Consider the following 12,462-nt stretch of genomic DNA (forward strand, 5'->3'; position numbering starts at 1 on the left):
TTATGAGTTTTCTGGGATGAAGGCGCCCGCTCAGTGAGCCGGCAGATGTCTGGCAAAAAAATCGCGGATCCTCGCGTGGGCGGCGACGCGCGCGGCGGGGTTGCCGCCCACATGCACGGGCTTGCCGCCGCGCACCACGTCTTCGCGCAGCTTGACGGGGCTCAGCTCGTCAAAGCCGTGGTAGGCCTCGGGGTAGATTTCGATGTCGACGGGCTGCCCGCGCTCCTTGCTGCGTTCAGCCAGCTTCTGGCAATAGCGGGCCGGCGTCCAGTCGTCGAGTTCACCCGCCAGGATGAGCAGCGGCGCATACGCCACATAGTCCGGCCTGGCCGCCAGCGTCGAGGCACAGCCGGGGTACATCGCGACAGCCGCGGCAAAGCCGGGCGCGCCCTGCTGCCTGACCGGCAGCTCGGCATTCATCACCTGCACGGCGGCGGTGCCGCCATGCGAGAAGCCGATGGCGCCTATCCTGCCCGTCACCACGTCAGCACGCGTGTTGAGGTACTCGATCGCGCCGTAGGCGTCCAGCCAGCGCTGCTCTTCCTGGATGGAACGGGCCTTGGGCGTGACCGTGCAGATCTGCCTTTCACCACGCGGGTTAAAACTGTCCACCAGCAAGACGCCGTAGCCCATGCCGTTGAGCAGTTTGGCGGTGTCGCGAAAACGCTGGGTGATGAGCCCGTTCTTGCCCAGGGCGCCGGCGCAGCCGTGGAACATGACCAGCGCGACAAAGCGGCCCTGGTCCGCCGGCTTGTAGAAATAGCCGTCCAGCACCAGCCGTTCCGTGCCCTGCCAGCGGTCCAGGCTGGGGAACTGCACTTTTTCCTGCGCCAGGCAAGGCCAGGCCAGCGCGGCCAACCCGGCAAGCCACCATGCCTTAGCGCGCATCAAAGCCCTCCACCTTCAGCAAATTGGGTTCTTCAGCGCGCAGAGCCTGCGTGCTCTCATTGGGCTCATGGTCGGCGGCCGACCCGGGAGCTTCGTCATGGGTGGAGGCGACGATGGCGGCCTGCTGGCGCACCGCATCGCTGGAGCGCGCCGGCAGCACCACCGGCGCGGGGAAGGACGGCGGCCGCAGGTCAATCGCGCCCGAGAGTGCATTGCCCACGCGCACCGAAGAAAAGCCGGCGACCTGGCCGATTTCCGTGCCGTCCCAGTTGAGCTGCCCGGTCGCGCCGTCGCCCATGCCGATAGTGGTGCCCGGCGTCAGCTGCTCGAGGGTGAGCACACCGCCGGCACTCGCAACGCGCACGGAACCGGTGCCGGTGGAAGTCGGCGAGCTGTCGTAGCTGTCGGTCTTGAAAGTAATGTTGCCGGCGCCGCGCGCTTCAATCGTCGCCACGTCGGTGCTGGGCCGGATGGCGATGCCGGTGCCCGAACCCGCCGCGATACCGGACAACGTGATGTTGCCGGCCTGCGTGAGCCAGCTGTTTTTGCCGCTGGCCATGTTGATGCCGTCGCCGCCGCCCGTCGCCGTGCCGGTGGCCGACAGATCGCCGCCCGCGGTACGGACCGTGTTGGTGCCGCCCGCTGCCAGCGAGATGCCGTTGCCCGAGCCCACGGCCTTGCCGGCCAGCACGAGCTGCCCGCTACCGGTGGATTCAATCAGGTTGGTGCCCGAACCCAGCGCCAGCGCGCTGCTGGTGCCGGCCGATTGCGCATTAACGGTCAGCGCGCCGTCCACCGTGCGCAGGGTGTTGTTGCCGCTGGTGCCCATGCCCAGCCCCGAACCGGCGCCGGTCGCGGCCGATTGCGCGTTGACGCTGAGGCTGCCCTGGCCGCCGGCCTGCACCAGGTTGTTGCCGGTGGCCATGGACACGCCGACACCGCGCGCGCTGTTGCCGCTCAGGCTGATGTTCCCGCCCTGCGACAGCACCGAATTGTTCAGCGAGCCGAAGGTGATGCCGTCACCGCCGTTGCCGCTGGTGCCCGACATCGCCAGGTTGCCTCCGGCGGTCTTGACCTGGTTGGTGCCACCGGCCAGCGAGATGCCATTGCCCGAGCCCGTGGCCGTACCGGCCAGCGCCACCTGCCCGGTCCCGGTCGCTTCGAGCGTGTTGCTGCCCGAGCCCAGCGCCAGCGCGCTGCTGCTACCGGCCGACGAGGCGTTGACCGCCAGCAGGCCGTCAACTGTGCGGACGGTGTTGGTGCCGCCGCTGCCCATGGTCAGGCCCGAGCCGGAGCCGGCGTTGCTGGACTGCACGTTGAGCGTGACGTTGCCGCTGCCGGCCGCCTCGACCAGGTTGTTGCCCGAGCCCATCAGCAAGGCGCTGCCGCCGGTATTGCCGGCCGTGAGGGTGATGCCGCCCGCGCCCGAGGTAAGGATTTTGCTGCCGCCGGTCAGCGCGATGCCTTGCGTGGCGCCCGCGCCTGTGCCCGACACCGAGATGTTGCCGCCGCCGGAACTCAGCGTCGCGAGGTTCATCGCGACCGGGCGATTCGCCGTGAGCGTGATGTTGCCCGCGCCCGTGGCCTCAACCTTGGCCTGGGCCGCACCGTCGCCCAGCACGATGGCGCTGCCTGTGCCCGTGGCCGTGCCGTTGATGGCGATGCTGCCGCCCGCCGTGCGCATCAGGTTGGTGCCGGTGATCATGGACACGGCATTGCCCGACCCGCTGGAGCTGCCGGTCAGCGACAGGCTGCCGCTGCCCGTGGCCTGCAGGGTGTTGGTGCCCGAGCCTATGGCCAGCGCGCTGCTGGAGCCTGTCGATTTGGCGTTGATGCTCAACACGCCGCTCGCGACGCGAATCGTGTTGGTGCCACTGGAGCCCATGGTCATGCCCAGCGCGTTGCCGGTGGACTCGGCGCTGATCGTGATGTTGCCGGCGCCCGTCGACTGGATGATGTTGGTGCCGCTGTTCATGCCGAAGGCCGTGGCGTCGGCATTGCGGGCATTGATGGTGATGTTGCCGCTGGTGCTCTGGATGGTGTTGGCGCTGGTGCCCATGGAGAAAGCCTGGCCCGTCGCACCCTTGGCGTTGATCAGGATGTTGCCGGCGCCGCTGCTCAGCAGGCTGCCGCCGCCCACCATGCGAAAGCCTAGGGTGGTCACGCCGCCGCCCGTGGCGTAGCCCGTGGTGGGATCCGGGCCGCCGCCTACGGTGATGTTGCCGCCGTTGCTCACGATCTGCGCGCCCGAGCCCATGGACACCGATCCGACGGCAGAGCCGCCCGCGGAGGCCGAGTTCAGCACCACGTTGAGTTTGGCCGTGCCGGAGGTGATGTTGGCATTGACGTTGACGTCGCGGTTGGCCAACAGGGTCAGGGTGCGGTCGGTGGCACCGTTGTAGGCGATGGCGTTGCTCACCGTGATGTCGCCCAGCGACGTGCCGGCGCTGGCCGTGCTCACGGTCACGTTGGCCGTTCCCAGCTGGTTGACCAGCGTGGTGGTGTTGAGGATGGACGAGGCGCCCGAACCGGTAAAGGTGTTGCTGCCGTTCCAGGTGGCAGTGTTGCCGCCTGTCGAGATCGTGATGTTGGTCGGGTCCAGCAGCAAGGAGCCCGCGCCGCCATGGGCCGCCGTGAGGTCGGCCGTGCCCGCGTAGTCCAGGAAATTGACGCCCGACACTTCGGCATTGCCGCCCTGGCCGCTCGCCGCGCCGCCTTTGGCGCTGATGCTGCCGTAGTAGCGTGTGCTTTCGTCGGACCAGGCCACAACCTTGCCACCGTTGCCGGTGTTCACGGCGTCGGCCTTGATCTGCGCGTCGGCATCGATAAAGGTCGCGCGGGCGCGCTGCTCGCTGCCGGAGCCCTGCCAGTTGCCGCCCAGCAGCGCGGTGCCGCCGCCGGCGTCGCCCGAGGCATCGACCCGCGCGCCGGCAAACAGGCCGACCTTGTCGCCCAGCACCTTGACGGTGCCGCCGGTCTGGCCGGCGCCGTAGCCCGAGGCGTCAAGTGTGCCGCTGACGGCCACCACGCCGTTGTCGCCGCCTTCGAGGCGTATCACGCCGTTGCGGTTGCTGAGGCTTCTGGCCTGCACCGTGCCGCTGTTGTTGAGCACGGTGGCCAGCGGGTCGCCGCCCGAGCGGGCAGCCAGCACCACCAGCCCGCCGTCGGCCTGGATGGTGCCGCTGTTGGACGCCAGCGCCGCCAGCGCGGCGCCGTCCACCTGCAGGTTCAGCAGGCCGTCACCGTGCATGTCCAGCGTGACGGCATGGCCAGCGCCCATGGCCACGGTGCCGCGCTGCGCGCTGATCGTCCCCTCATTGGCGACCTGGGGGCCTATCAAGGCGATGTAGCCGCCCTCGCTCGCCGTGAGCGTGCCCTGGTTGAGCACCTGGCCGGCGGCGCCGGCGCCCTGGGTGAAGCGCATGTTGCCCGCGGCGAAGTCGGCGTTCGAAATGTCCAGCGTGCTGGCCACCAGCCCGCCGACGTTGATGCTGGAGCCCGGCGCGAACAGCACGCCCGCGGCGTTGACCAGGAACACCTGGCCGTTGGCATTGAGCTGGCCGTAGATGCGCGAAGGATCATTCGACATCACGCGGTTCAGCGCGATGGAGGAGCGCGAAGGCTGCACGAAATTCACCTTGGCCGCCGAGCCGATGTTGAAGCTGTCCCACTGCGCCGTCAACTTGTCGCTGAGCTGGTTGACCGTCAACACGTTGCCCGAGGCGGCGATGCTGCCCGCACCGCCGACCACCTGGCCGTTGGTGGGCAAGGCATTGCCCGGCAGCGCGTCGGCGAAAACCCGCCCCGCCTGCAGCGCCAGCACGGCCAGCATGACGGCGTTCAGCAGGGGACGGAATGAGCGGGAGGAACGGCGGTGAAGGGGATGCATGCGTGACTCTCTTTCTCAGAACCTGTACTTGAAACCGAGGCCGTAGCCGGTCACGTCGGCGCCTACGCCGGGCGTGTTGCCGGCCGAGGCGAACACGGCGCCGGTGCGGAAGTTGTAGCTCGCGGAGCCATCGTTGCGGATGCGCGAGTAGGTGCCGTAAACGCTGAGGTTTTTGCTGACGGTGCGGTTGAAGCCCAGCGCCACCAGGGTTGCCCCCAGGCCCGTGGTCGAACAGGCACGTAGCGCGGGGTCGTTGGACACCACGCTGCAGGTGCCGGGCGACGCGCGGCCGGCGCTGGCGCGCAATTCCCACGGGCCTATGGTGTGCGTCACACCGACCAGCCCGGCGCGGCGGCGATAGCCTTGCAGGTCCAGCACCGTGTTGCCGGGGATGACGTCCGACTCGGAATACGAGAGCTTGTCGAGCAGCAGGGAGAAGGTCGTCGAGCCCATGGTGTAGCTGGCGCCGAAACTGGCGGCCCAGTCGCGTGACGAGCTGCCCTGCGTCACCGCCGTGGCCGACGAGCCGACGCCGCGGTTGTTGCGGCCCAGGCTGGCGATACCGAAGTACTGGTTGTGCTGCTCGTAGGCGATGCCCAGTTTGAACGGGCCGTTCACATAAGAGCCGCTGAAACCCCAGGCCGAGCCCGCGCCCAGGTCGGGCGCAGGGCGGCGCCCGTTGTTCGAATAGGCGATGCGCGCCGACAGGCCCTTCCATTCCGGCGTGGCGTATTGCCACACGCCCGGCTGCCGGCGTATGAAGGCCGCGTCGTCGTTGTTCGCGTCGCCCACCTCGGTGACCGGCCCGGCCACGCTGGACGAGCCCACGCCCAGGCCCGGCGAGCCGATGATGCCGCCCGCGCCGCCTATGCCGTAATCATTGAAGGGATCAAACTTCGCAGTCATGTCGCGAAAGGGCATGGTCCACTGGCCGTAGCGCACGGCGCCCCAGTCGGCGCTGCGCAGGCCCACGCCCGCATCCTGCAGCGTGGTCGCCGCGTTGGATTCGGGGCGCTCGGAGCTGGGGCCGGACTTGGGCACGTATTTGTAGGCCACGCCGGCCTCCACCTGCCAGAAGGCCTCCAGCCCGCCGCCCAGGCCCAGCGCGCCGCGCACCCCGATCGAAGACGAAGGGTCGCTGATGCGCAGGTAGGAAGGCAGCTGCCTGCCCGTGGGCGTGGCCGACTGCGTGGCGCCGCGCGGGCCGGCTTGCGTCGCGCCGTCGCGGGCGACCTGCTCGAACTCGAGGCCGAAGCCGCCGAAGATTTCAAACTTGTCCGCACTCAGTTCCGGATCGTCCGACAGAGAGGAACCCAGCCCGGCGAAGGCTTGCGGCGCGCCGCTGACCTGCAGCCACAAGGTCGGGCTGTGCGAGGCTTCGACGGTGCTCGGTGCGCTGGAAGGCTTGAAGGCCACACCGACGCTGACGGACAGCGCCCTGGGCCGCGTGAAGACCAGGCCGAGGCCCGCGCCCTGCAAGCTCCTGTGGTTGCTCACCTGCGCAGGGTCCCAGGGATTTTTGTCGATGCGCACGCGGCCCGCGTCGTAAAAGAGAAAACCTTCCACGCCGAAACCACCCATGCGGCCCAGGCCGTGGCGCAGCTCCAGCCGGGACAGCCAGCCCTCATCGCCCGCGCCCTCGCCTTGCGGATAGGCGCGCACGCCGTTGGGGCCGCCCAGGAAAAACTCTTCCGACGAGTCAAGGTTCTTCGAAGCCTGCTGGCCCGACAGCGACGCATGCAGCGTGAAGCCGCCCGGCAGTGCCTGCAGGCGCGAAAGCGCCCAGTTGAGCTTGTTGAACTTGCCGGCCGTCTGGGCCGCGCGCGCGTCGAAGGCCGCGTCCGACATGGTGTCGCGGCTCAGGCGGCCGCGCGTCAGGCCCAGGGAATGACTCGTCAGCGCGGGGTTGCCGGTCACGCCGTCGCGCCAGTCGCCGTAGAGGTCCAGCCTGGCCAGGGTCGACGACTTCTTGACGTCCAGGCCGGCCTGGTTGACGCGGTCTATGTAGTTCTTCTGCTCCAGCGCCAGCTGCCCCGTGAAGTTGGCCTGCCTGCCGCGCATGAAAGGGTAGGCCACAAAAGCGCTGAGGCTTTCGCCCTCGCCGCTGGCATCCAGCGGCGCGAAGTCACGACCAATTTTATAGAGCAGGTTGGTGTAAGCCAGGCCCGCGCGCAGGCCGGAGCCGCCCAGGGGCGCGGACACCCCCAGCGTCTGAGCCGTCAGGCCCTCGAAGCTCGTGATGCCTTTTGCGCTCCAGGCCTCGCCCAGCCCCAGCCAGTCGTTGGCCGACAGCTCCACCGTGAGCCGGTTGCGGCCGGTGTAGCTGTTGCCCTGGTTGTCGAAACCGAAGCGCGCCTGCGCCAGTGGGCTTTCACTGACGCGCACCACCAGGTCGGCCGTGCCGGGCTGGGCGCCCGCGCGCAGCACCGAACGCACGGTGATGCCGGGGAGGTCCGACAGCAGCAGCAGCGCGCGCTCGATCTCGTCCTCACGGATCACCGCGCCGGGAACCAGGCCGCCTATGAAGCGGCGCGCGACCTCTTTGTCCAGGCGCACGTTTTTGGCGGGCTCCACGCTCACCGTGCCCAGCCGGCCCTCCTGAATGTCCAGCCTGACCGTGCCGCCCGCAATGTCCTGCGCGGGCAGGTTGGCGCGTGCCACTAGGAAGCCGCGCGAGCGGTAAAAGCGGGTGATGCGAGCGGCGGCCTCGGCCAGCGCCTCGAAACCGATCTCGCGGCCGGTGAAACCCTGCAGCTCCGCGGCCAGGGCCTGCGCGTCGATGGAGTCGTTGCCGCTGAACTCGAAGCGTGTCACCACAACACGCGCGCCGGTGTCGGTGGACACCGCGCGACTTTCTTCCGCGGGCTTTTCAATCACAGCCGGCGCATCCGCCGGCGCCGGGCTGCTGACACCCGGCGCGCGTTCTCGGATGGACTCCAGCATGCGGCCGGCATCGGGCGCCTGCGCGAAGGCGCCATAACCGGAAAGCGCCAGCAAGCCGCCGATGACACTGGGTTTGAAAGGCCGGCTTCTGGATCTGTTCACGTTGGTTGCTTGCATCTGTAGTTTTTGAAAGGCTCTCCACCGGTCCCGTGCCGCGCATGAAAGCTGGTTTCCCCCGCCGGATATTTGACTTGTATTTATCTGTAAGGGCCAGTTCGAAATACCCGCCCATATCCATAACCTGAGGTTATTTATCTACGCGGAAAATATGTATCCACGTGCGCAAAGCGGGGGAAGCGTGGCGTCACGGTATGGCTCCTTCCCCCGCTGGGGGAAGGCTGGGATGGGGGTCCGCGGCGTCTGATGTTGCGCCGTGTATGTGTGCGGGCTGCCGGCCCTCACCCTAACCCTCTCCCAGAGGGAGAGGGAACAAGATGGGAGGACTTTGTGAGCGGCGCTCTGAAGCCCGTTAACGCGCGAGGAATTTTCCGAAGAAGTCTTGCGCGCGCTGCTTGCTGTCCTCGGCCGCCAGCTTGTTGGCCTGCACGGATTCGCGCTTGCGTGTGGGCGTGTCGTAGGAGTGCTCGACACCTGGATACAGCACAAACTGCCAGTCGCTGCCGTTGCGCTCGGCGATTCCGGAAAGCTGCGCGCAGCGTTCCGGGTTGACCTCCTCGTCGTCCGTGCCGATCAGCAGCAGCATGGGCGCATAGCTGCGGTAGCTGCTGGTGAACCTGCGCATGACCTGGGCGCAAGCCGGGTACATGCTCAAAAAGGCCCGAAAGCCGGTGGCCTCGGTCGGCGCCTCGATGCCGGGCGCCGTAGTGGAGGCCGCGGACAGCGCCGTGCTGCCGCCGTTGGACCAGCCCTGCAGGAACACCTTGTCCTTGATCACGCCGGGCTGGCCGCGCAAAAATTTCAGTGCCGCGTAGGCGTCCAGCGGCCGCACCGTGATCTCGTTGACGCTGGCCGGCCGGCTACCGTCGTTGGTGCCGGCTTCAAAACCGCGCGCATAGCCACGGGGTCCGAAGGAGTCCACCAGCAGCGCGACATAGCCGCGCTCGACCCAGAACTTCACCCACATCACATGGCGCGAGGACAGCGAGTCGGCGTCAAAGGTCTGCTTGAGCGTCGAGTACAAACCGCCGCGCCCGTGCAGCATCACCACCGCTGGGTGCGGGCCCGGCGTATCGGGTGCGTACTGGTAGGCCACCAGCGTCGTCTTGCCGTCCTCACTGGGGAAGTTCACGGTTTTCGCTTGTTGCGCCCACGCTGCCTGGCCTGTCGCCAGCAAGGCGAATACCAAAGCGCAAAGTTTGAAACCGGCACGGGAAATAAACCGGAGGGCGGGCATGTTCATGAAGGCTCTTTCAGGCAAGCGGCAACGCAAAGGCGGAGTGCGCGGCCATCATGGCAAACGAAGCCCCGCGGCGTCAAGGCTTGCGGCCGCGCGCCGGCCGCCGTGCGCGACGGCTCACCAGAGAGAGCCATAACTTCAGGTTATCGGGCTCGCAGAAATGTGATGAGGGCGGGTCCGCAGGCCAACTTAGGATGAACTCATCCTCGGCCTTATCCGGCCGGGCCCTCTTTTCCGAAAGCACTTTTCATGATCCACACCTATAGCGATGAAGACGTCGCCCGCGCCATCAGCTGGCGCGAAGTCCTGCAGGACCTGCCCGCCGCCTTCGAATCCCTGCGCAGCGGCGACGCGGCCATCCAGGCGCGCCAGCGCATCGACTGCGGCAGCTGGAAGCTCAGCGGCATGGGCGCGCTGTGGGAAAGCCGCGGCGTCGCCGCGTACAAGACCTACACCAGCCTCAACGGCCAGTTTGACTTCCTGGTCAACCTCTTCGACCTGGCCCGGCAGGACCACCACGTGATGCCGGCGGCCGAGATCACGCGCGCCCGGACGGCCGCCATGACGGCCTGGGTGGCGCGGAAGACCACCCGCCTGGGCGCGAGAAAAATGGCACTCTTCGGCCTGGGCATCCAGGGCCGCACACACCTGGAGGCCCTGCAGGAAACCATCGGCTTTTCCGAGATCGCCGTCGTCGACACGGTCGACGTCTCACGCGCCTGCGAAGCGCTTGCCGCGCGCTACGGCATTGCGGTGCGCCAGGTATCGCCGCAGGAGGCAGTGGCCGGCGCGGACCTCGTCGTCACCGTCACGCGCTCCAAGCAGCCGCTGTTCGACGGCGCCTGGCTGCAACGCGGCGCGGCGATCTGCGCGGTGGGCACCAGCCTGCCCAACGGCACCGAGATCGACCAGGTCAGCCGGGCGCGCAGCGACCGCGTCATCGTCGAGTGGAAGCCGCAAAGCATGGTGGAGGCCGGCGAGATCGTGATGGGTTTGGCCGACAAAAGCCTGGATACCTCGCAGATCAGTGACCTGCCGGAGCTGCTGGGCAGCGAAGCGCCCTGGCGCCGTTCACCGGAGGAAATCATTTTGTTCAAAGCGGTCGGCGTGGGCCTGAGCGACCTGGTCGCCGCGCGGCGTGTCGTTGAAAGTTTGCGCGGGAAAATCGCCTCGAAAGACACCGTGACCGCCAGCCAGTACTGAGGCTCGCCAGCCGGTCTCTTACGCTCTAGGTTGCCAGGTTGCGTCCTGGACCTTCTTCAATTCATCGCTCACGCACTGCGTGAGCGCACGCATGATGTCGGTGACGGCCGCCGCCTTGAGGTACATCGCGCAGACCGGAAACTCGGCGCGCGGCTCCAGCGGCAGGACCTTGAGCTTGTCGGAAAAGAAGTTGGCGCTGGCCGAATCCACGATGGCCACGCCCTGGTCCAGCTCGGCCAGCCGCACCGCCATCTGGTAGGTGCGCACCGCGGTTTTGCCCTGCTGCCAGCTGAAGCGGTTGGCATAACGCGAATAGATGCGGCCCAGCGGGTCCTTGCCCGAGAGCTCTATCAGTTCCATGGTGGCCAGCGCCTCGGCCGAAATCGATTTGTTGCGCGCGTATTTGCCGAGCCGCGCGGGCAGACTGGCCGCCACCAGTTGCAGGTGGCCTATCTCCACGCAGTCCAGCGAAGGGTGCAGCGGCGGGTCGAAGGCGATGGCCAGGTCCACCTCGTGCATGAGCAGTTTTTGCATCATGTCCTCGGTGTGGCCGGTGTTGAGCTCGCTGCGCATTTTCGGAAACAGTTTTCGGGCGGCCAGCACCGCGGACGGCAACACGCTGTTGGCCAGCGAGGCCACGGCCGCCACGCGCACCGCCTTGTCGGCGCCCAGCTTGAGGTTGCGCGCCAGTTCGCGCACCGCGTCCAGGCCGCCCGTAGCCTGCTCCACGACAGGGGCCAGGGCGTGCGTCTCCTTGGTCGCCACCAGCCGCTTGCCTTCGCGGTTGAAAAGCGCGAAACCGACGGTCGCCTCGGCGTGCTGCAAGGCCTTGGTCACGGCGGGTTGCGACACATGCAACAGGCGCGCCGCGCCGCTGATGGTGCCGGTGCGCAGGATGGCCTGCAGGACTTCAATGTGGCGGGTTCTCATAGAAACAAGCGTTGTGGTTGGCGGCGTCCACGTTGGAAGGCAAAGGCCTGAAGCCGGGCAAGCCCGTCAAGGCATTTTGCATTGAAATCCGCTAGGGGCCGAGGTATTTGACACCCCGCACGCTCTCGCGCGCCCTCAGGCTTTGTGTTGCCGCGCCAGGCTCTTGGCCAGGTCCATGAAATTCTTTTCGGCCGGCGAGTTGCCGTCGTCCCGGCTCACCAGCGTGATAGGCGCCACCAGTGCGGGCCTGGCATTGCGGATGCGGCAGTACACCACGCTCTCACGGTGGAAATCCTTCATGGATGCGGGAACGACCGAGACACCCGCGCCCGCCGCGACCAGGCTGATGTTGGTCAGCATGCGCTCCACCTCCGAGGCAATCCTGAGCGTGAAGCCCGCGTTCTCGCAAGCCTCGATCAGGTTCGAGTACATGCCCGGCGCGCCATGCCTGCGCACCAGGATGAACTGCTCATCGGCCAGGGACTTCAAGTCGATGGCCGGCATCTTGCCCTTGGCGGCGCCCGCCGCCAGCGCATGCCCCACCGGCAGGACCAGCAGCATCTCTTCTTCGAGCAGGGACACAAAGCTCACGCCGCGCGGATGGCTGACGGGCGTGCGCAGCATCGCGACATTGACCTTGCCCCTGTCTATGCCCTCGGTCAGCTCGGCCGCATTGGCTTCCCTGAGGTCCAGGTGCACATCGGGATAGGCGCTGCGGTAAGCCCGGATGATGCCGGGAATCAAGGGATGGGCCGCGGCCGAGCTGGTAAAGCCTATGGCCAGCGTGCCTTCAAAGCCCTGCGCGGCGCGCGCGGCGCGKGCCGCGCCCTGCTCGACGCCGCGCAGGATGGCCTGGGCTTCCTGCACAAACACCGCGCCACCGGCCGTCAGCGCCGCGCCTTTGGGGTGGCGGCGGAACAACTCGAAGCCCAGTTCCTCTTCCAGCAGCCGGATCTGGTGGCTCAGGGGCGGCTGTTGCATGTTCAGCCGCTCGGCGGCGCGCGTGAAATGCTGTTCCTCGGCAACCATCAGGAAGTAGCGCAGGTGTCTCAGTTCCATGAGGTCGGCCTATCTTTAAAGAACCTGTCCCAGGTATCGAAAGTCGTGTCTCCAGAGTTTATGCATATACCCACGGCGCCGGGTGACACCTTGGCGTCTTTGCACGCGCCGTCCATCCTCGAAAACCCACCGTATGGCGCGGCGCCTGGGCCGCGGCGGCAGGATCGCCCGTAGACTGGGCCATCGATGACCA

At 67.4% G+C, this 12,462-nt stretch carries 7 protein-coding genes; 1 reads left to right on the forward strand and 6 read right to left on the reverse strand.

What is annotated here, in order from left to right; genetic code table 11:
* Positions 1 to 30 precede the first annotated feature (30 nt).
* The 4 genes from AC1D1F_RS13555 to AC1D1F_RS13570 form a co-directional block, all read right to left on the reverse strand.
* Positions 31 to 888 (reverse strand): dienelactone hydrolase family protein, encoded by an 858-nt coding sequence (locus AC1D1F_RS13555; protein ID WP_477696976.1) that lies wholly within the window; start codon positions 886 to 888, stop codon positions 31 to 33.
* On the reverse strand, positions 878 to 4,777 hold the full coding sequence (locus AC1D1F_RS13560) for a beta strand repeat-containing protein (protein WP_477696975.1): 3,900 nt from the start codon (positions 4,775 to 4,777) through the stop codon (positions 878 to 880). Before AC1D1F_RS13560 ends, AC1D1F_RS13555 begins: the two co-directional genes overlap by 11 nt.
* Positions 4,778 to 4,792: 15 nt before the next feature.
* Positions 4,793 to 7,822 (reverse strand): porin, encoded by a 3,030-nt coding sequence (locus AC1D1F_RS13565; RefSeq protein WP_477675983.1) that lies wholly within the window; start codon positions 7,820 to 7,822, stop codon positions 4,793 to 4,795.
* Between the two features lie 367 nt (positions 7,823 to 8,189).
* Complete coding sequence (locus AC1D1F_RS13570; protein WP_477675984.1) at positions 8,190 to 8,969, reverse strand: dienelactone hydrolase family protein; 780 nt, start codon at positions 8,967 to 8,969, stop codon at positions 8,190 to 8,192.
* Positions 8,970 to 9,326: 357 nt separating this feature from the next.
* Here AC1D1F_RS13570 and AC1D1F_RS13575 point away from each other — a divergent pair, with 357 nt between their 5' ends.
* The gene (locus AC1D1F_RS13575; protein ID WP_477675985.1) at positions 9,327 to 10,280 is read left to right on the forward strand and encodes an ornithine cyclodeaminase family protein; all 954 of its coding nucleotides are present in this window, start codon (positions 9,327 to 9,329) and stop codon (positions 10,278 to 10,280) included.
* 18 nt (positions 10,281 to 10,298) lie between these two features.
* Here the strand turns inward: AC1D1F_RS13575 and AC1D1F_RS13580 are convergent, their stop codons facing one another.
* A complete protein-coding gene (locus AC1D1F_RS13580; protein ID WP_477655737.1) occupies positions 10,299 to 11,210 on the reverse strand; it encodes a LysR family transcriptional regulator in 912 nt (303 codons plus the stop codon).
* 135 nt (positions 11,211 to 11,345) lie between these two features.
* Positions 11,346 to 12,269, reverse strand: coding sequence for a LysR family transcriptional regulator (locus tag AC1D1F_RS13585; RefSeq protein WP_477697046.1), 924 nt, complete (start codon positions 12,267 to 12,269; stop codon positions 11,346 to 11,348).
* Positions 12,270 to 12,462: the final 193 nt, after the last annotated feature.

This window comes from Polaromonas sp. P1_H6 (genome assembly GCF_056405195.1).

What these genes read in the sequence shown, in the direction of transcription:
- AC1D1F_RS13555 (WP_477696976.1), bottom strand. Translation starts at nt 888, where the DNA reads ATGCGCGCTAAGGCATGGTGGCTTGCCGGGTTGGCCGCGCTGGCCTGG.
- AC1D1F_RS13560 (WP_477696975.1), bottom strand. Translation starts at nt 4,777, where the DNA reads ATGCATCCCCTTCACCGCCGTTCCTCCCGCTCATTCCGTCCCCTGCTG.
- AC1D1F_RS13575 (WP_477675985.1), top strand. Translation starts at nt 9,327, where the DNA reads ATGATCCACACCTATAGCGATGAAGACGTCGCCCGCGCCATCAGCTGG.
- AC1D1F_RS13580 (WP_477655737.1), bottom strand. Translation starts at nt 11,210, where the DNA reads ATGAGAACCCGCCACATTGAAGTCCTGCAGGCCATCCTGCGCACCGGC.